Origin of the sequence: Shewanella zhangzhouensis, from assembly GCF_019457615.1 — a bacterium.
GTDB lineage: Bacteria > Pseudomonadota > Gammaproteobacteria > Enterobacterales > Shewanellaceae > Shewanella > Shewanella zhangzhouensis.
In genome coordinates, this window is the sequence record NZ_CP080414.1 from 4,215,170 (window position 1) to 4,234,574 (window position 19,405).

The following is a 19,405-nucleotide window of genomic DNA, read 5'->3' on the forward strand; positions in this document are numbered from 1 at the left end:
GCAGCCAACTCCAAACAGGACGACAGGAGAACACATGAGAAAAGTTGCACTGGTTTTACTGCTGAGTATGGCCTGGTTACCACAGGCCATAGCGGCCAAGGAATACACCAAGGCGGAATACATTGAAATCTTCAAAGGAAATAATGAGGTTGCCCAGCACAGGGCCATCGAGACTCTGGTACTTGCAGGCCTCAGCGATCCCGAGATTTTTGACGAGGTTGAGCAGCGACTCATTGAGAGCCTGCCCTATGCCACCGACAGGGATGGTGTGGATGAAAGCGCCTGGCTGATGAAAGCCCTCGGCTACTCAGGAAACCCCAAATACCTGACAACTCTGAAAAATATTGAACAAGGCGATCATCACCGCAAGGTGCGCGGCTATGCCAAAAAATCGATTGTGGAATTGCAGTTATTTGAACTCTGGAATCCGGTGATCACCAACTCGGCCACCTTCACCGAAGGACAAAGCCAACGCACCAACATGCTGGCCAATGGCCTCAAGAGCAGCGATTTAGGACTCATGGCCAGATCGGTACGTTACATGGCCAACCAGAGGAATAACGAGCCATTTTTGATGGACATTATTGCCGCCGAGCTGGAAAACCCACGCTTGCTGACCCAGGACAATGAATCCCAGGATGTCTATGCCTGGTACGCCAAGGTGCTGGCGAGCAGCGGTGACGAAAAATACAAACCCCTGCTGAAAAAACTGACCCTGAGCCCCTTCAAAAAAGTCGCCAAGCACACCAAAAAAGCGCTGGCACAACATTACTGATCCCATCATGGCGCGTCGTTCAGGCGCGCCATGATGTCTTCTATTTCCGGGCGTGATGCCTTCAGCGCCGCCACGCAGCGCCCCTCCAATTTACCCGCCTCCACCATGCGTTCCAGCTCTTTAAAACACGCCTCCAGCGGCCAGGCGGCTTTATAGGGGCGCTGGCAACTTAAGGCATCAAAGATATCGGCTACTGTGACGATTCTGGCTTCAATGGGAATCGCGTTGCTCTTTAGCCCTCGGGGATAACCGCTGCCATCGAGATACTCGTGGTGGCAGGCCACAATATTCAGCATGATCTGCGAGTCGGGTACATCGCTCAAACCAAAGTCACCCAAAATCTTGTGGATGATCTTCTCTCCCTTTTCTACGTGGGTTTGCATGAGCGACCGTTCGTCTGCATCCAGGCTACCGGCCTTAAGCAGTACCCGATCCGGGATGCCAATTTTGCCCACATCATGGAGCGGAGCAAACAGCGCAATATGCTCAATTTGCTCATCACTGAGCCCTTCCTCATCCGCTATAAATCGGGCAATCAACCTGGAATAAGCGGCCATTCTGTCCAAATGCGAGCCGGTTTCGAAGTCGCGTAAATCGGCAAAGTCGCGGGCAACCAGGGCCGAGGCCTGAATGATACGCACCGCGTTAAGCTCGCTGCTCAGAGTCATATTGACCAGATTGGCGTACAGCAACATGTCCCGCTGTTTTCGGGTATCAAAGGCTCCCAGCCGGGAAGAGTCAAAAAACAGAAAGCCGATAAAACGGCCATTGTCGTACAAAGGGATCGTAAAGGAGGACTGGTAACCCTGCTGCAACAGCCACACTGAGTGAGGGTTATCAGGTGCTACCGTCGCGTGAATATTGTGGATCACCCGACACTCAGCAGCACTGGCCAATTCACTCAGAGACAGGCTGTCTTTCAGACGATATTGATAGCCGTGAATGGCCTCGCCTCTGCGGGTACTGTTGATAAAGGTCTTCAGCAGATCGGTATGGGGATCGTAGAGTGCGCAGGCTATACGGTCGACCTCTGGGTAGGCCTCCAGCAGGCGGTCGTGGATACGTGTGAGGCGGTCGCTGGCGTTACTTCCCTGCTGCCACCAAATGGCAGGAATAGCCACGGCAGAATTGAACATACGCCAATCCCTGTAGAGAACAAACTCAAAGAATAACTATAGGACATAGGCTATTGGACAGGCCCTATCAATGCCAAAAAAGAGCGCTCTGTCACGATAATTGCATTTCTCAGTTCATCAGATTACTCTTTATGAACTTTCTCTAATTAAACTGAGGTTAGCATGCTGCATTCAATGCTCGCCAGATTATCCGGCAGCGCTCAGCCCGCCGAATGCTGGCAACTGGTAAAATATGGCGCCACCCTGGTGGATGTCAGAAGTCCGGCCGAATTTGCCCAGGGCCATCTGCCCCAAGCACTCAACATTCCCCTGGATACGCTGGAACACTGGCAATCGGCTCAAGCCGACAAGGCCGTGCCACTGGTACTCTATTGCGGCGCCGGTATTCGCGCCCAGAAAGGATGCGATATCCTCAGAGCCAAGGGGTTCAGCTCCGTCATCAATGGCGGCGCCATCAAGGATTTACTGGCGGGCGCTTAAGCCATGGCAACACAGACGCCCAAAAACCAAGCCCCCGGGTTTGCCTTCAGCACGGGGCGCAATGCCTCAAGAAAGGTACGCTACGTAGAGTACAGTGCGGCTGGGCAAGGCTGTCCCATGTGTCGTCCCATGTTGGCCGACGGCGATAAAAAAATGCCCCTCGAACAGGAGGGGCAAAAACAGGATGATGAGAAGGAAAGTCGGGATTAACCCACCTGCGCCAGCTGGTCACGGGCATCCTTGATGCCACGCTCTGCCGCTTCCGGCCCCATGTTCAGGGCTTCGGCGTACACGGTATCCACATCTGTGATACCGATAAATCCGAGTACAGTTTTCAGATAAGGCACCACATGGTCGCTGCCTGCGCCCTTGTGCACACCGCCGCGGGTCGTGATCAACATGGCCTGCTTGCCCTGGATAAGCCCCTGTGGACCTTCGGCCGTATAGGTAAAGGTCACGCCGGCACGGGCCACCAGATCAATCCAGTTTTTCAGCTGGGTGGGAATACTGAAGTTGTACATGGGGGCCGCTACCACCAGTTGATCGTGCGCTTTGAGCTCATCAATCAAGGCATCGGACAGCGCCAGCGCTTCTTGCTGACGGGGGCTTAAGCTCTCACCGCCACGCAGACCAAACGCAATTTCACCATCCAGCACCGGCAGTGGCTGGGCAGCCAAATCGCGCACTGTCACTGTATCGCCACTCGCACGGCGGGCAGCAACCCATTCATCAATCAAGCGGCCAGACTGGGAAAAATCACCAAGAATGCTGGACTTGAGCACTAATACCTTTGACATAAGACCTCCAAGAAACTGTGAATATCCCCACTGGGGTAACTTGATGGTTGCAGTGTATTAGCCCACAAAATTGAAAAAAAGCAGAATAAATCAGACATTCCTTTCTAAAAAATAGAAAAGCCAGTCAGAGACTGGCTTTTCCGCTTCCATCCGCGCATTAACTGCCGAAGTAGAAGTTGTACTCTTCCACCAGGGTTTTCACTTCCTGGTTTTGTACCAAATCCGCCACAAACTTATCCGTGGTGGACAGCACCCAAGCCATGGCGTCCTTGTCCAGGCCGCCCAACTGGTTGGAATACATGTTTTGCGCCTGGGTAAAGTTCTCGCGGTATTCGATGCGGCTGACCGATTTGCCGTGTACGCGGAAATCATAGGTCAACACCAGATCGTTATTGGTTACCACGGGTAAAATCCCCAGCGAACTGCCGGCGAGGATGGCCGATGTCAGGCCGGCTGCAGTGCCACCCGCTGTTGGCTGCAGTTTGTAGCTCACCACCAGGCGCAGTGGCGTGCCGAGGTTTTCTTTATCTATGTTGCCGAGCTGCTGGCTGGATTTGAGCTTGTCAAACAGCTCAGTGCTGTCAAAGGTGCTGACAAAGAGCACGGGTGGCAACACGAGCGTCTGCGTCTGGGCCTGCTCCTGAGCAATTACAGGGGTCATCAGTCCGGTCAGTGCCAGAGCACCAAATATCAATCCTTTCATGTCACTGACTCCTTATTGATAACAGGCCAACTGCACCACAGACGACAGGGCAGCATCGTTACTGATGCGAATATCCCCTTTCAGATTCGGCTCTACCTGATGAAACGCCACCTGATGCTTGTCGAGGAATCGGGCAACATGCTTGGCATCGAGGGCAAAGTTCACATTCTGTGGCAAGGCGCCGGATTCGATAAGCTTGGCTGCGTTGAGCGTGGCAACTGTCACCCCCAGCAGTTCACCGCCATCGGATACCACAGGACCGCCGCTGGAGCCGGGCTGAATTGGCGCCGAGAACTGGAACTGGCCAACGGAACCTTTGAGGGCATTGAGGGAGCTGACGTTACCCCGGGTCAGGTTTGGCGATGCTGCGAGCAGGCCCTGCAGGGGGTAACCCACGTTGGTCACGGCTTCACCGAGGAAAATTTCACTGCCCTTGCGCAGCGGCAAGTAACGCTGGGCCGGTTCACCCGTGCTCACTACTGCCAAATCCAGCAGGGTGGAGCTGGCATCCACAGTAGCATCGTAGGACTGAGTTGATGTCTGCACCTTGGTGACCATGCATTCCCTAAGTACATGGGCAGCAGTCAGTAACTGTCCGGTTTCATTGATATAAAACCCGGTACCACTGCTCACAGGCTTTTCCATGTTGGCCAGTTGCAGCGGATTGGTCGCCTTCATGGCCAGCTGCGCCGGATATTCGGCCGCGGAGGGTTTGAGGCTATTGAGCACGTCCACAATGACCAATTGGGTTGCCCGCATCGCCGCGTTGTACATGCCAGAGTTATCGCCCACATAGCCAATGTCGGCTTTGAAGGTTTTCTTACCTTCTTTCAAAGGCTTGTCACCACCATTCAATACCTTGTAGCTCAAGGTCATCACGGCCTTGCCCGAGACGAACTCCCACTCGGGATCCAGGTCTATTACCAGGCCAACGGCGTCATCACTGGCGCGGTCCAGCAGGACAGCATTGCTGAAGTAAGCATTGAATGCATCACGAACACCGTCCGACAACGCAGAACCCGGCTCGACCCAGATATTCCACTTTTCCAGATAGAAACGGCTGTCCATTTGGATCTTGGGCAGGTAGTAGGCCACAGAGACATCCACCGGCAGGGCGATGGACTTGTTGACTGCCACACCTTTTGGCAATTTATTGGCATTAAGTCGGGTGTTGGCACACCCGGACAGGTTGGCACAAAGCGCAACCGCCAGTGCCAGACAAAGAAAGCGCATACTGATGTCCTTACGATGCAGTTTCGGCCACTCCATACCGTACGAGCAACCAAATATTTAACATTTTTTTAACCGGACGATTCTAGGGAATCACCACGGTAACATCAATAAGGTCCATCAGAAGTTGTAAAAAATTTCCTGTCATTAGTGCGGCAGACTAACGTAACGTCCTTCGAAGCTGGCACACAGCTCCCCTTCACACCAAAGTTCGACCACCAGGGTCACCTTGATTCTGCGGCCCCTGGCGAGGGGCGTCATGTCGTCACCCGACCAGCTCACTTTCGCCAGAGGCGCGCCCCTGACAGGCGCCAGATAACGCACGGCTGCATCGGCCAGCACTATGCTGCCCTCCACACCCGCTTCGCGCTGCTTAAGCCACAGCATGCCCCAGCCCGTCAGAGTCATCAGGGTATAGATGCTGCCGGCGAACATGGTGTGGTGCAGATTGATGTTGGGCTCGAGGGGGGCACTGACTTCAAATTGGATGCCATCGTATCTGCGCGGACAGATTTGCATAAAGGCACTCAGGGGAATAGTGCTGTGCCAGGTGTCTGCCAGCTCCTGCAGTAAGATCTGTTCTGGTGTCATGCTACACCTGCAAATGAAAGGTTACGGGCCCGTCGTTCAGCAGCTCCACCTTCATGTCGGCGGCAAACCGGCCGGTTTGGGTGGGCACACCCTGCGCCCGGCAATGGGCCACAAACTCTTCATACAGGCGCTCGGCTTGCTCTGGCGTGCCTGCGCCAGAGAAACTGGGGCGCAGACCTCTGCCGGTATCGGCAGCCAGAGTAAATTGCGACACCACCAGCAAAGCCCCTCCCACCTGGGAGACATTAAGATTCATCTTGCCGTTTTCGTCGGAAAACACACGGTAGTTCATTACCTTGTGCGCCAATTTCTCCAGCTTGGTGCGGTCGTCCTGCTGCTCAACCCCCAGCAGTACCAGCAGCCCCTGCTCGATGGCGCCGGTGATTTCACCGTCCACGGTGACGCTGGCACGGCTGACCCTTTGTATCAATGCAATCACAGATTATTCCTTGCCTGATGGAAAACCCGGCGATTGTGCCATAGCCGCACCCTGAATCCCATCCACAGGCTTCAGCAGTGTTTATGCCACACCGACAGCATCCAGTTTCCGGCAGCGCACACCGCCTTGTGCATGCGACCATCGGCAAGGGAGTGATAACCACCAACCACGGTAAGTAGCTCAAAATCCTGCCCCAGTCGTGCGCCAAGGGGCCCATAGTGCTGTGCTATATCGGCAGGGCACACCCAATCACATTCCCCCTGGAGGATGCGGGTATGGGCACGGATGTTGGGCAATGCCGCCACAAAGGCGGTTTCTGCGTCGAAATAGCCACTTCGGGCATAGTGTAATTCAATGAGTGCCAGCACCCGGGAGCGCCAGTCGATAGGGCCAAGCAAATGATTACCGGGATAGGCCAGTGCCAGCTCCCAGTCCAGCCAGCGGCGGAATGCGCGCTCAGACACGGCCTGGTTGGCATGCGCAAACCCCTTGCTGAAATATTCAAACAGCAATGACAGCCACCCCTTTACCGGGATCCCGGCACTGAAGCTGTTGTATTCATCAGGAAACAGTCGGGCGGCACCCGCCGGGCCGTATAGCCAGGCCATACCCTCACTGGAAGGGATAAACAGCCCCCAGTAGCTCTGGGCGATAACGCGGTCGGGATGGCGGCCACTGTAGATAAGTCCGAGCGTGGCACCGAATGAGCCTCCAGCGAGACACCAATGTTCGATACCCAGGGTTTCCCGCAACACTTCCATATCGGCCAGCAGTTGGGTCAGTCCATTGTGGTCCAATCCGCCACGGGGACGAGATAAACCGGCACCACGTTGATCAAGCAGCAAGATGCGCCAATGGCGACCATCAAACAGCAGGGCATCATCACTGCTGCACCCGGCACCGGGCCCCCCGTGGAGATACAAAAGTGGTATGCCATCGGGATTGCCATACTCCGCCAAATGCAGGCTGTGGCCATCACCAACGGCAATCCACTTGCTGCTGATGAGCGGCGGCAGTGCCTGTTCAACCCGGGTCATTGTCGGTTTTGGGTTTGGTGACTGATGAAGAAGAGGGATTTTCCTCTGGCGATGACAAGGCTTCACCCGATGGGGCATCCTGGCTGCCATGGGTGTCGTCATCGTCGACGCCATCGTCATAGTCCAGGTATTCAGGCAAGGCCGCTGCAATAACACCGCCAAAGAGCACTATAGTCCAGGAGAGATACACCCAGACAAAGAGGATGGGAATGGTCGCCAGAGTCCCGTAAATGGCCTCATAACTCGGAAAGGTAGTGACGTAGAGGGCAAAACCCCGCTTGCCGGCCTCGAACAACAAGGCGGCCACCAGGGCGCCGAGCAGCGCGTGGAGGAATTTCACCTTCTGATTGGGAACCGCCATATACAGCAGCAAAAACGCGGCAACGGAAAACATCAGCGGCAGCTTTTCTATCAGCATGGGCACCACCCCATACACATCGGCCTCGCTGAGTACTTTCAGGGACACCAGATAAGACGTTACCGCAATACTGGCCCCCATCAACACGGGCCCCAGGGTCAGCACCATCCAGTACATGGAAAAGGCCACCATAAAACGGCGCTTTTCTTTGGTGCGCCAAATGGCATTGAGAGACTTATCGATGGCCGAAATCAGCATGATGGCCACTACCACCAAAAAGCCAATCCCCACGGCCGTGCCCTTGGAGGCGTTTTTCACAAATTCGTTGATATAGGTTTGCACCGTGTCACCGGCGGCGGGGATCATGTTTTCGTACACGAATGTTTCTATAGTGCCACGAATGCCCTGAAACACCGGGAATGCCGATAATACCGACATGGTCACAGCCACCATGGGCACCAACGACAAGAGGGTGACATAGGTAAGGTGCCCTGCGCGCACATTAATTTGGTCTTCTTTCAGGCGAGAGACAAGATGGAGCACAAATCGCCAAACCCCCAGAAAAAAGCTCTGTATCAGGCTCACATCTATCTTATTTTTCACTGGTTTTCTCTTGCCGCTCATCACAGGTACGGTTTATGTTCGTACAATAAAACGTACAATACCTGCTTTACAAGTGTTAAAGGAGCGATTCAATGTCACAACAAGGATCGGCGGGCAACGTCCTCGCCGCAGGGGTTAACCTCTTTTTTCCCGGCCTTGGCCAATTGCTTCAGGGGCGTATCATGGCGGCCCTGCTGTTCTTTGTTATCACCGTCGGCGGCTATGCGCTCTGGTGGTTGATAGTGCCGGCCATCATTGGGGGCATTGCCCATCTGTGGTCCATCATAGATGCCGCCCGCTTTAAAGCAGACTGATGACAGGAAGCCAAGCAATGAAACAATTTCTCTCGCTGGCGCTGCTTGGCAGTGCTTTATTACTCGGTGGTTGTCAGAGTGCTTACTATGGCGCCATGGAAAAGGTTGGCTATCACAAGCGCGACATCATGGTTGACCGGGTGAAAGACGCCAAAGAGTCTCAGGAAGAAGCCCAGCAACAGTTCAGTTCTGCGTTGGAAGAAATGCAGGCCCTGCTGAACCACGATGGCGGCGACCTGGAAAAGGCCTACAACAAGGCCAAAGACGAATATGAGGCGGCCCAGAGCGCCGCAGACGAGGTATCAAACCGCATCGACAAGGTTGAGGATGTAGCCGAAGCCCTGTTTGATGAATGGCAGGCGGAAATAGCCGAAATCAGCAAGGCCAGTCTGCGCTCAAAAAGCCAGACCAAGCTGAAAGAAACCCGTCGTAACTATGAGTCGCTGATGCGCAGCATGCGTCGCGCCGAAAGCAAGATGCCACCCATACTGACATCAATGAAAGACAACATGCTGTACCTCAAGCACAACCTCAATGCCCAGACCATTGGTGCCATCAAGGGAGAATTTACCAGCTTGAAGACAGACATTACCGGACTCATCAAGGAGATGAATCGCTCCATCGCCGAGTCCAATAAATTTATCGCCGCAATGGAAGCCGCTGGCCAGTAAGTTTATCGCCGCAATGGAAGGCAAAAAGCCCCCGTATGGGGGCTTTTTTGTGACCGTGCGGTTCACGGCTCAAGATGGGCTATCACTTCATCCTGCAGCTTCATCACCTCAGCCGGCATCGCCGATTCGGGCAGCAGGGGATTATCGAGGGTCAGCAGCTTACGTCGATGCAGCTGTGCCTGCTTCAGCGCTACCCTGTGGGGGGCAAAGCCGTAAAAGAGCTGGTCAAAACTGCCATCTGCCATGGCGGCTTTCAAGCCGTACTCCAACCGCTGCGCCAATAAGGTATCCTGTTTGGCGACGAAGAAATACATTACCGCGGGATAACGTATCAGCAGGTGTTCTTCTCCCGCCAACTCACTGAAATTACGGCTTTCGGTTTCTGAATACAGCTCGGTTACCGCCCTGGGGAAAAGGTAGCCCGGGTGGCGGCGGGTGAACTCGTATATGTCGCCTTCAGATACGTCCGTCGAGACTTCCAGCCGGTTGAGTCTGAGGATTTGCGTATCTGGCCAATCACGCCCCTGAAGGAAGGTGAAGGGCGCGAAATCGCCCAGGCCCTGAACCCCGGCAAGCGTCGCCAGATCATGCTCATTGGCAGCCAGCAGCCTGAGCCCGTAGACCCCCTTCATCAGCGGGACGCGTACCGGCAGCGCATCCAGTTCACGGCGATAATTGGTCATGGTCCAGAACACATTGATAACGCCGTTATTCAGCTCCCTGAAATGGCGCCGCTGTGAGATGTCGATATCGAGCGGTGCCAGTTGATAAGGGCCATATTTCGCTTTGGATTTCTCCAGCGCCAGTTGCAATAGCTGACCAAAATAGGCGTTGTTCGGATTGCGTTTCATGACACTGGCATCCACATAACGCACCGTCAGTGGCTCGGTGGCGGCACTGGGCCAGCTCAGCGCCAACAATAATGCAGCAAGGAATAGCCTTGGCAGCTTCATCATCTTTCCCCTTTGATGCGCTGCTTGTCTTCGTACATGGCCTTGTCGGCAACATGCAGCAATTCAGTAATATCCTGTCCATCCTCAGGATACCGGGCGGCGCCCATGCTGATACTGATATTGAGGGTGATGTCCGCCATGTGCAGCGGCTGCTCACAGGCTGCATGGCGCACCTTCATCAGCACCTGGCTGATATCGGCTGATGCGGTTAATCGAGGCAGAATCAGTAAAAACTCATCGCCCCCCAGGCGGGCGACCATGTCGCTGTTTCGCAGCACAGACTGCATACGTTTGGCGACCGCCTTTAACATGGCATCGCCGGCTGCATGGCCAAAATTATCGTTCACCTGCTTGAAGTAATTGAGATCCACATTGACCACGGTAAAGCGGCCATTGGGTGTCTGGATAAGCTTGTTGAGCAGCAACATGGCAAATCGTCTGTTCGGCAGACCCGTGAGCACATCCTGCAATGACACCTGGCGGGCCATGCGGTAGGCATTGGACACCATCAGAAAACTCAGGAAGAGAAACAGAGCCACTCCGTAACCGATAAGACGCACTGCATTGGTCGCTCCCCAGGACCTCAGCTCTACTGGCTCGGCCAGCGCAATCTCCCAGTTGGCACCCAGTAAATGCACCTGAGCTACAGCCCGGGCATTGTCAAAGTCACCGTTTTGCCCCACGAAAACGGGGCCACGCGTGTTGGGATACTGCAACGTGCGAATGCCCAGCGTCATGCCATCAGTCAGTTCGGCGTCCCGGATGCTGTTTATCAGGCGGTCGAGATCTATCACTATGCTGCACACGCCCCAATATTGGGTATTGGTAGGGGGATCGGCAAACACTGGCGCCCTGGCAATCAAGCCAATGCCACCCTGGATAAGGGAAATAGGGCCATCGAGGGTGATCTGTCGGGACATTCTGGCCTCCAGCACCGCAGGCATCTGCGCCGGGGTTTCCCGAAAATCCAACCCCATTACCGACTCGTTACCGGCAAGGGGATACACCAGCGCCACCACATCGTTGGGGGCAATGCTGATGCTGCGAATGTACTCGCCCTTGTCGGCCAGTTGGCCTGCGAGCAGATTCCATTTGCTGTAGGGGACGTCGGGATTAAAGCTCAAAATGGTCGCAAGACTGTCTGCCAACAAAATGTCAGCATTCACTTTGGCTTCGATGTTGGCCCGGATAAGGGACAACTTTTGCGAAAACCACTGTTGTTGTTCAGCCAGATAATCCCTTAAGTAACTGCGGTGTAAATATTCCACCGTTAACAATGATAAGAGCCAGTACACAATGGCAAACGCCACAATCCAGAGTTTGGTACGGGCTAAGTGGGTACTCTGCATAAACCACTTTTCAAGAGAAAGACTTAACCTAAAGCATATCTGTATATCAGCAGCTTGAGAAACCCCTATCTGTAAAAGCGCCAACCGGTTTTACCATCCCAGCCACAAAAAACTTACATTGTAAATTTTAATTGCGAATGTTTATCATTTAACTGCAATCTTTTAGGATCGGCTTCTTTTCTGTCTTTCTCTGGGGTCACCATGTCAATCCTGTCTGCCAGCATCCGCAAATTAATGGGTCGCAGCCTGTTGGCGATGTTGGGTGGTTATGGTCTCGCGGCCATGTTTGCCGCATGCCTGCCCTTGTGGCTCCCCCGAATAAGTGCCATATCCCGCGCCGACGCTGCCTTGATTGGCATGATGCTGTCGTTTTTGATCTTCGCCCTGTGGATACTCTTCGCCTATGCCGCCCGCAGCGGCACCAAGGCACTGATGCTGCACCTGCTGTTAAGTACGCCTCTCTTGCTGAGTCTGATGTTTCTGGAGGCTCCTGCGCCATGAAAGAGACCTTTTTTCGCACCATGACCTGGTTGCACACCTGGGCCGGTTTGCTGGTGTGCTGGGTGTTACTGCTGGTCTTTTTTGCCGGTACCCTGAGCTTCTTCCGCCACGAGTTAAGCCTCTATGCCACACCCGAACTGCACAGCCAGGTGCTGGGCAGCGGTATGAACCAGAGCCTCGAGCAAAATTTGCGGCAGGGGCAGGCTTTTTTATCTGCCCGGGTGCCGGATGCCCCGGATTGGTATATCGCCTTACCCCAGGAGCGCCAACCTTATCTGGCATTCCAATGGTCTGAGCGGCGGGAAAACCAACGCCCGCTCATCCACTCACAGCCAATAACCCTCAGTGGTGAACTGGCAGATGAGCCACGCCACACCAAGGGCGGCGACTTTTTCTACCGACTGCATTTCGATCTGCACTATATGTCGGCGCTGACTGCCCGTTATCTGGTGGGTATCTGCACCATGTTTATGCTTATCGCCCTGATTACCGGGGTTGTTATACATAAGCGCATCTTCAAAGATTTCTTCAGTTTCCGTCCCCGCAAGGGCAGTCGCTCCTGGCTTGACGCCCACAATATCAGCGCCGTCATGGCCTTGCCGTTTCATCTCACCATCACCTATACCGGGCTTATCACCCTGATGCTGATGTATATGCCCTGGGCAACCCTCAGCGTATGGAACGGTGACACCAAAGCTATGCGTCAGGAATTGTCACCCAGATTCGATCAACAAAAAGCCAGTGGTCAGCCACAGGAACCCCTGGACCTGACCCTGCTGTTGCCCCAGGTAAGCCAGCTGTGGGGCGAGTCCGCCGCCATCAAGAACGTTCGGGTTCAACACCCCGGTGACGCCAACGCCCGCATCTTTTTCACCCGGGATACCGGCCGCGACATTACCGACGAGCGGGTACAACTGGTATTCGACGGTGTAACAGGCAAACTGCTCAATCCCGGCGCAAACCACGCCAGCAGCAGTCAGCAGCTGCACGATACACTGATGGCACTGCACACCGCTCGTTTCGCCGGTTGGCCGCTGCGAATACTGGGCTTTGTGATGGGATTGATGGGCTGCGCCATGATAGCCAGCGGCTGCCTGCTCTGGGCCACCAAGCTCAGGGAAAAGCGCAGAAATACCTGGGGTCTGAAGCTGGTCGAGGGGCTAAACCTGAGCGCGATTATGGGTCTGCCACTGGGCACTGTACTGTTTTTCTATGCCAACCGTTTGCTTCCGGCGCACAGCGCCGGCAGGGCTGAAGACGAGGTGCTGGCGTTTTTCCTTGGCTTGCTGTTGTGTGGCTTGACGGCGATATGGCGCCGGGATGCTGCCGTATGGCGTGCCCTCCTTGGAATAACGGCACTGCTGGCGCTGCTGATGCCGGTGCTGAACACACTGACATCACCACAGGGGCTGGTGGGTAATCTGCTCAGCGGCCAATGGGTACTGGTGTCGGCCGACCTGCTCTTTATTGTGCTCGGCATGACCTGCCTCTTTGCACGGCGTAAGTTCGTCGTGCCCGCCCGGGCAACCATGGCGGCGAGGGAGCGTACCGCATGATGGCACTGGCGCTGTTTTTACTGTGTTTTGGCAGCTTCGGCTTGCTGGCTGCCTCCCAGTTTGGCCACCACAGAGCGATTTTCGGCATACCACCATCGGATGCCAGGGCCAGATGGCTGCAAGGGGCAGGCCTTGGCGTGCTGGCGTTGGGAATGGCCTTGGCCATCGCTCTGGATGGCGGCTATGGGCTGATTCTACTGATTACCCTGATGGCGCCCGCGGCAATGGGGCAGAGCGTACTGCTTAACCTCAAACCCCGGGCACTCAGGCTCTCCGGTTGGCTCATACCTGCTGCACTCTTACTGCTGGTTATTGCCGCTTACTGAGAGCTGAAAAGGATCTGTGTCTCACTATTTGAGCATACACTCAATTTTTAATGATAATTATTTTTATTTAGTTTAGTATCTTTGCGAATTTACCACGCGAGGATACTCAAATCATGTCCAGCTCCAGCCTCTTCAGATTAACCGGGCTGTCTGTGGCACTGATGTCAGCCATGGCGGCCCATGGTCAGGACTCTTCTGACATCAGTATCGAAAGGATGATCGTCACCACTAAAGCCACTGCACCTTCTACCACCAAGGGCGACTTCAGCTTGCTGAAGGCGCCGCAGAACATTCAGATCCTGTCCAAAAATTTCCTTGATGATCAGGGTGTCGTGCATTTGGAAGACGCGTTGAAGAACGTGGCCGGGATCCAGCCGGGTGGTTACTATCAGGGTTACGACTACTTCCGTATCCGGGGTTTCGATGCCTCGCAAAACATCTATCTCGACGGCCTGCGCCTGAATGACAATGGTCTGGGTGCCAATGTGGAGCAGTCGAATCTCGAAACCCTTGAGGTGATGAAAGGGCCTTCCTCCACCCTTTATGGTGCAGGTGCCATCTCGGGTATGGTTAACCTGGTGACCAAGCGCCCAACCCAAACCGACATGGGCAGCATCAGCTTGCAGGGTGGCAATCTGGGCTACCGTGAGCTGGATGCCGACATCAACCGCGTACTGAGCGACGATGGCGAGATCTTCGGCCGTGTTGGTCTGGCGTACCGCGAAGCGGCCAACAGCGTGGACCATATTGACGGACAAAATCGCTTTTTTATCGCACCGTCGCTCACCTTTAATCTGGGTGAAGATGCCGCGCTGACCCTGCTCACCAGCTACACAAAGGACGATAACCAGCTGGGCATGCCACTGCCTGCCATGGGGACTGTGCTGCAGTCGCCACTGGGTCAGCTGAATAAGGACCTCTTTTACGGCAACATCAAAGATCCCGGCGCCATCAAAGACGAAACCTATCGTTTGGGTTACGAGCTGCGCTGGGACCTGACCGACAGCTTGCAGCTGCGCCAGAATGTGCGTTTTCAGGATGCCTCAAGCGACTGGCACAATCTCTACTATCCCAGCAGTTACAATGCCGACACCGGCGATTTGAACCTGTACAAATTCAGCTATCGCACCCAGTGGAAAACCTGGGCACTGGACACAGGACTCAATGGCCGCTTTATGCTGGGCGAGACCGAGCACCTGTTTACCGCAGGGGTGGATATTTTTATATCGGATCTCTATACCAGCGGCGCCCTGGGCAGTGATTTCCCCACCATTAATCTCTACCAGCCCGATTACAGTGTCTTCCCCGATACAGAGGTCAATCAGTTCGGCCCCGAAAACAAGGTAGAGAATCGCATTCTGGGCCTGTACGCCCAGGATCAAATCAATCTGGGAGACCACTGGAGCTTTACACTGGGCGCCCGTTTCGATCGCTACAAGCAAGCCTATGTGGATGACTACGAAACCAAACTGAGCCCCAGAGCCGGTGTAAGCTACGCTTTCAACGACGATTGGGTGGCCTTTGCCAGCTATTCTGAAGCCTTTACCCCCCAGTCCTATGTGGACAGCAACGGTAAGGTTCTCGATCCGGAAGAAGGCCAGCAGTGGGAACTGGGCCTTAAGAGCCGCGCCTTTAACGGTGACCTGAACGCCACTGTGTCTCTCTATGAGCTGACCAAAAAGAACATTGCGCTGGCCAATGTGGATGCCGGTGGCAACTTTACCTATTCGGCATCCGGCGAGCTGCAAAGCCGTGGCATAGAGCTGGATTTGCAGTGGCTGCTGACACAGGATCTGCAGCTGATTGGCCACGGCGCATACACCCATGCCGTCGATACCGAGCACGACAAATGGGTCGCCAATGTGCCCCGTTATGCAGTGGGTGGCTGGCTCAAATACAACCTGGATGACATGCTCGATGGTCTGAGCGTGGCTGCCGGTGTCAATCACTACGGCAAGCAGCAAGGCAACGTACAGGCGGTGCTGACCGACAGCAGTGAAGGCGACTTTTACCTGCCGTCCTACACCCTGGTTGACCTGAACCTGACCTACAGCTGGGACCAGTACGATCTGCGCTTTATCGTCAACAACCTGAACGATGAAGACTACTTCTCCGGCTCAGACAGCCTGCTGCGGGTACTGCCGGGCAGCGGCCGTGAAGTGAAACTCAGCTTCACCGCGAACTGGTAATCCCATGCGCAGACTACTGTGGAAATGGCACGGATTGGCGGGGCTGATTGCCGCCCTGCCGCTCTTTATTATCGCCCTGACGGGCAGTTTGCTGGTGTTTAAGGCAGAACTCGACAGTCTGTTGATGCCAGAAGTGGTTAACGCCAGCGCCGGGACGCGCCTGCCGATGAATCAATTGGTGGCCAGTGCCAATCAGCAGCTGTCTGGCAGTGAGATCCTTGGATGGCAATTTGGCCAGACTGGTGAAGCGGATACCCTGTTTGTGGCCGCCATGGGCACCTACGATTGGCAAAAAGTGTGGGTCGACCCCGCCAGCGGCTCGCTCCTGACGCCGCCGGTGTCCCTCACCTGGGCCATCACCGACTGGCTGCTGGATCTGCACTACATGTTGTTGCTGGATCATGCCGGTTTGTTGATTGCCGGTGTCATGGCACTGCTGTTTTTGTTCCTCGGCATTTCCGGCATAGTGCTGCACCGGCAGTTTTGGCGAACCTTCTTCACCCTGCGCTGGCATAAGGGACTGCGCCTGTTGCTGAGCGACACCCACAAGATGCTGGGCATTGTGGGGGCACCAATATTCCTGGTGCTCGGTTTTACCGGCGCCTGGTGGAATCTGGAGCACTTCTATGAGGAAGAGCTCTCGGGCCACGACGACAGCCAGTACATCATCAGCCAAAACTACTACAGTCCGGCGCTGGATTTTGATGCGCTGCTGGCCGATACCCGCCGCCAACTGCCCGCGTTCGTGCCAACGTATCTGCGTTTGCCCGACGCCAGTTATCCCGGGGTGCACTTCTTTGGCTATCGTGAAGATGCTGGCGTGCTGCGAAGCCGCTTCGGCTCAATTATCAGCTACAACGATCAATCGGGGGTACACACCAGCACCCTGGATGTGGCCGGGGCACCGGCGCTGTATCAGTTCACCGACAGTTTCAGACCACTGCATTATGGTGATTTCGGTGGCCTCACAACCCGCATTCTCTGGTGTATTATCGGCTTCTTTCCCTGCCTGATGGCACTCTCCGGATTCTGGATGTGGCGCCAGCGCAGCGGGCGAAAAGCGCCGAGGCGCACACCGGTAACTGCATAAAAAACACCTTTCCAAAAGACACCATCCGGTGTCTTTTTCTTTTTTACTCAGCACGTTAATAGAACGCCGTTCTAACCACAGTTACTAGTGCTGTGGCGAAAAATCATCGCTTCGCCTTATGTGGCCCTGCCCGCCCTCCCGGCACACTTGTCTGGCGCACAGACCGCCTGTGGCACCAGCAATGGATTGTCGGTCACGCTCTCATATAACAACATCAAAAAAGGAACTGACCCATGAAAACGAAAAAACGGCTGCTGAGTATGGCACTCTTGCTGTGTCCCCTCGGCGCCATGGCGGATGAGCTGTGGATTATGACCGACAAGGACGCCGGAAACAGTCTGCAAAGCCTGCTGCAAAGGCATAACCTCCAGCCTCAGCTGCGGGAAAGCCATGGCAAACTTATCACCCGCCTCAACGAAGATAAGCTGCTGGAATTAAGCGCCCTGATGCACAAAGAGCACAATCGCTGCGGCGGTTTCAGCGTGCACGCCACCGAGGCCGATGCGCTGGCGGCCAGTCTGGTACCGGTCAGCCAGGCCGCGTTCAGTTTCCCCGGCGAGCCCAATCAGGCGGCGCGGGTTGCCGACATTCTGCCGCGGCTGATGGCAAGCAATATCAAGGATACAGTCACCAGCCTGGAGGCATTCACCAACCGCTACTACACCACCAGCCACGGTGAAAACGCCGCCCACTGGGTGAAAGATAACTGGGCAGCACTGGCCACGGGCCAGAGCTGGGCCAATGCCGCCGTGTATGACCATGCCGACTGGCGTCAGGACTCGGTCGTCCTCACCCTCACCGGCAGCGAAGCCCCGGATGAGATTGTCGTTCTTGGCGGCCACCTGGACTCCATCAATGGCTACACCACAGAAACCACCCGCGCTCCCGGCGCCGACGACAATGCCTCGGGCATGGCCACCATCACCGAGGTGATCCGCGCCTTTATGAGCCAGGGTCAGCCCAAGCGCACCATCAAGTTTATCGGCTATGCCGCCGAAGAGGTGGGTCTGCGTGGCAGCGCCGAAATCGCCGCCGAGGCCCGCAGTCAGGGACAAAATGTGGTAGCGGTTATGCAGCTGGATATGACCGGCTTTAACGGCAGCAACGAAGACATAGTGCTGATGCAGGACTACACAGATTCGGGCCTGAATCAGTTTCTTATCAAGCTGATGGATACCTACCATACGGAGATAAGCTACGGCGTGGATGTGTGCGGTTATGGCTGCTCGGATCATGCCTCCTGGCACAATCAGGGCTACCCCGCTGCCATGCCATTTGAGTCACGCTTCAACGACTACAACCCCCATATCCACACCGCCCAGGACACCCTGGACAAGCTCGACCCCACCATGGAACATGCACTCAACTTTGCCAAGCTGGCCTCGAGCTATCTGGTAGAGCTGGGCTTTAACACAGGTGGCACAGGCCCCGAAACCGGCGAGCTTGAAAATGGCGTGGCCCTTACCGGGCTCAGCGCCGCCAGGGATGCCCAGAGCTATTTCACCCTGGCGGTACCGGCCAATGCCGAGAACCTGCGCTTTGTCACCAGCGCCAACAATGGCGATGCCGACATGTACGTGAAGTTCGGCACGCCGCCATCGACCTCAGATTTTGACTGCCGCTCCTGGAACAACGGCAGTAATGAAAGCTGCGACCTGGCTCTGGCCACCGAAGGCACCTGGCATGTGATGCTCAAAGCCTACAGCGCTTACTCAGATTTAAGCCTCACCGGCAGCTTTGATGTGTCGACCCCAACCCCCAATCAGCCACCGCTGTCGAACTTCAGCGCCAGCTTCAATGGAGCCACCGGCCAGTTTGTGTCCAGCGCCAGCGACAGTGACGGCCATTTGGTGAGCTGGCAGTGGAACTTCGGCGATGGCAGCACCGGCAACGGCGCGAACACCAGCCACAGCTACGCCCAATCGGGCAATTACACAGTCACCCTGACCGTGACCGATGATGACGGTGCCAGCGCCAGCAGCAGTCAAAGCTTCTATGTGACTGTGCCGGAGCCTCCCCAGAGTGACATTGAGCTCTCGGTCACCAAGGCAACCAAGTCGCGTCTTGGCAGTGTCTATGTGGCGCTCAGTTGGGACACTGGCTCGGGCAACTACCGGGTGCTGCGCGATGGCGTGGAAATTGGCACAACCAGCCGCACCGGCTATACCGACAGATTCAAGGTCGGCAAAAATGAGCCGGTCTCGGTCAGCTATCAGGTCTGCGACAACAGCAATGCCTGCTCCCAAATGGTGCAGGTAAATCTGTAAAAACAAAAACCCCCGGCAAGCCGGGGGTTTTCTTTGGTCC

Annotated in this window: 21 protein-coding genes; 11 read left to right on the forward strand and 10 right to left on the reverse strand. The window is 55.3% G+C overall.

What is annotated here, in order from left to right; translation table 11 throughout:
• Positions 1-34 precede the first annotated feature (34 nt).
• Positions 35-775: a hypothetical protein gene (locus K0H63_RS18570; protein WP_220065958.1), complete on the forward strand. Its 741-nt coding sequence runs from the start codon at positions 35-37 to the stop codon at positions 773-775.
• 5 nt (positions 776-780) lie between these two features.
• Here the strand turns inward: K0H63_RS18570 and K0H63_RS18575 are convergent, their stop codons facing one another.
• The gene (locus K0H63_RS18575) at positions 781-1,911 is read right to left on the reverse strand and encodes an HD domain-containing phosphohydrolase (RefSeq protein ID WP_220065959.1); all 1,131 of its coding nucleotides are present in this window, start codon (positions 1,909-1,911) and stop codon (positions 781-783) included.
• Between the two features lie 162 nt (positions 1,912-2,073).
• Here K0H63_RS18575 and K0H63_RS18580 point away from each other — a divergent pair, with 162 nt between their 5' ends.
• Both K0H63_RS18580 and K0H63_RS18585 read left to right on the forward strand, forming a co-directional pair.
• Positions 2,074-2,391, forward strand: coding sequence for a rhodanese-like domain-containing protein (locus K0H63_RS18580; protein ID WP_220065960.1), 318 nt, complete (start codon positions 2,074-2,076; stop codon positions 2,389-2,391).
• A 3-nt stretch (positions 2,392-2,394) separates the two neighbouring features.
• On the forward strand, positions 2,395-2,601 hold the full coding sequence (locus tag K0H63_RS18585; protein ID WP_220065961.1) for a hypothetical protein: 207 nt from the start codon (positions 2,395-2,397) through the stop codon (positions 2,599-2,601).
• On the opposite strand, the gene K0H63_RS18590 is transcribed toward K0H63_RS18585, so the two are convergent.
• The 7 genes from K0H63_RS18590 to K0H63_RS18620 form a co-directional block, all read right to left on the reverse strand.
• Positions 2,598-3,188 (reverse strand): FMN-dependent NADH-azoreductase, encoded by a 591-nt coding sequence (locus K0H63_RS18590; protein WP_220065962.1) that lies wholly within the window; start codon positions 3,186-3,188, stop codon positions 2,598-2,600. The two genes, K0H63_RS18585 and K0H63_RS18590, sit on opposite strands and share 4 nt — an antisense overlap.
• A gap of 157 nt (positions 3,189-3,345) precedes the next feature.
• Entirely contained in the window at positions 3,346-3,891 is a 546-nt protein-coding gene (locus K0H63_RS18595; protein WP_220065963.1) for a hypothetical protein, read from the reverse strand.
• A 12-nt stretch (positions 3,892-3,903) separates the two neighbouring features.
• On the reverse strand, positions 3,904-5,124 hold the full coding sequence (locus tag K0H63_RS18600; RefSeq protein ID WP_220065964.1) for a S1 family peptidase: 1,221 nt from the start codon (positions 5,122-5,124) through the stop codon (positions 3,904-3,906).
• 144 nt (positions 5,125-5,268) lie between these two features.
• A complete protein-coding gene (locus K0H63_RS18605; protein ID WP_220065965.1) occupies positions 5,269-5,712 on the reverse strand; it encodes a thioesterase domain-containing protein in 444 nt (147 codons plus the stop codon).
• 1 nt (position 5,713) lies between these two features.
• Complete coding sequence (gene dtd / locus K0H63_RS18610; RefSeq protein WP_220065966.1) at positions 5,714-6,151, reverse strand: D-aminoacyl-tRNA deacylase; 438 nt, start codon at positions 6,149-6,151, stop codon at positions 5,714-5,716.
• Positions 6,152-6,222: 71 nt separating this feature from the next.
• Complete coding sequence (locus tag K0H63_RS18615) at positions 6,223-7,188, reverse strand: alpha/beta fold hydrolase (RefSeq protein WP_220065967.1); 966 nt, start codon at positions 7,186-7,188, stop codon at positions 6,223-6,225.
• Positions 7,175-8,170 (reverse strand): virulence factor BrkB family protein, encoded by a 996-nt coding sequence (locus K0H63_RS18620; RefSeq protein ID WP_434086735.1) that lies wholly within the window; start codon positions 8,168-8,170, stop codon positions 7,175-7,177. The genes K0H63_RS18615 and K0H63_RS18620 overlap by 14 nt, the downstream gene beginning before the upstream one ends.
• 71 nt (positions 8,171-8,241) lie before the next feature.
• Between K0H63_RS18620 and K0H63_RS18625 the strand changes: the two genes are divergently transcribed.
• Together K0H63_RS18625 and K0H63_RS18630 are read left to right on the forward strand one after the other, a co-directional pair.
• Positions 8,242-8,463 carry a hypothetical protein gene (locus tag K0H63_RS18625; protein ID WP_011761512.1) on the forward strand — a complete coding sequence of 74 codons (222 nt, stop codon included), beginning with the start codon at positions 8,242-8,244 and terminating at the stop codon, positions 8,461-8,463.
• 17 nt (positions 8,464-8,480) lie between these two features.
• Positions 8,481-9,134 (forward strand): DUF2959 domain-containing protein, encoded by a 654-nt coding sequence (locus K0H63_RS18630; protein WP_220065969.1) that lies wholly within the window; start codon positions 8,481-8,483, stop codon positions 9,132-9,134.
• Between the two features lie 62 nt (positions 9,135-9,196).
• On the opposite strand, the gene K0H63_RS18635 is transcribed toward K0H63_RS18630, so the two are convergent.
• Together K0H63_RS18635 and K0H63_RS18640 are read right to left on the reverse strand one after the other, a co-directional pair.
• Positions 9,197-10,090 (reverse strand): hypothetical protein, encoded by an 894-nt coding sequence (locus tag K0H63_RS18635; RefSeq protein ID WP_220065970.1) that lies wholly within the window; start codon positions 10,088-10,090, stop codon positions 9,197-9,199.
• Positions 10,087-11,436 (reverse strand): diguanylate cyclase domain-containing protein, encoded by a 1,350-nt coding sequence (locus K0H63_RS18640; protein ID WP_220065971.1) that lies wholly within the window; start codon positions 11,434-11,436, stop codon positions 10,087-10,089. Before K0H63_RS18640 ends, K0H63_RS18635 begins: the two co-directional genes overlap by 4 nt.
• A 201-nt stretch (positions 11,437-11,637) precedes the next feature.
• On the opposite strand from K0H63_RS18640, the gene K0H63_RS18645 reads away from it, so the two are divergent.
• The 6 genes from K0H63_RS18645 to K0H63_RS18670 all read left to right on the forward strand — a co-directional run bounded on the left by K0H63_RS18645 (position 11,638) and on the right by K0H63_RS18670 (position 19,365).
• Entirely contained in the window at positions 11,638-11,937 is a 300-nt protein-coding gene (locus K0H63_RS18645; protein WP_220065972.1) for a hypothetical protein, read from the forward strand.
• Complete coding sequence (locus K0H63_RS18650; protein ID WP_220065973.1) at positions 11,934-13,493, forward strand: PepSY-associated TM helix domain-containing protein; 1,560 nt, start codon at positions 11,934-11,936, stop codon at positions 13,491-13,493. The genes K0H63_RS18645 and K0H63_RS18650 overlap by 4 nt, the downstream gene beginning before the upstream one ends.
• The gene (locus tag K0H63_RS18655; protein ID WP_220065974.1) at positions 13,490-13,819 is read left to right on the forward strand and encodes a DUF3325 domain-containing protein; all 330 of its coding nucleotides are present in this window, start codon (positions 13,490-13,492) and stop codon (positions 13,817-13,819) included. The genes K0H63_RS18650 and K0H63_RS18655 overlap by 4 nt, the downstream gene beginning before the upstream one ends.
• A gap of 113 nt (positions 13,820-13,932) precedes the next feature.
• Positions 13,933-16,008, forward strand: coding sequence for a TonB-dependent siderophore receptor (locus tag K0H63_RS18660; protein WP_220065975.1), 2,076 nt, complete (start codon positions 13,933-13,935; stop codon positions 16,006-16,008).
• 4 nt (positions 16,009-16,012) lie between these two features.
• Entirely contained in the window at positions 16,013-17,098 is a 1,086-nt protein-coding gene (locus tag K0H63_RS18665) for a PepSY-associated TM helix domain-containing protein (RefSeq protein ID WP_220065976.1), read from the forward strand.
• A gap of 233 nt (positions 17,099-17,331) precedes the next feature.
• The gene (locus K0H63_RS18670; protein WP_220065977.1) at positions 17,332-19,365 is read left to right on the forward strand and encodes a M20/M25/M40 family metallo-hydrolase; all 2,034 of its coding nucleotides are present in this window, start codon (positions 17,332-17,334) and stop codon (positions 19,363-19,365) included.
• Positions 19,366-19,405: the final 40 nt, after the last annotated feature.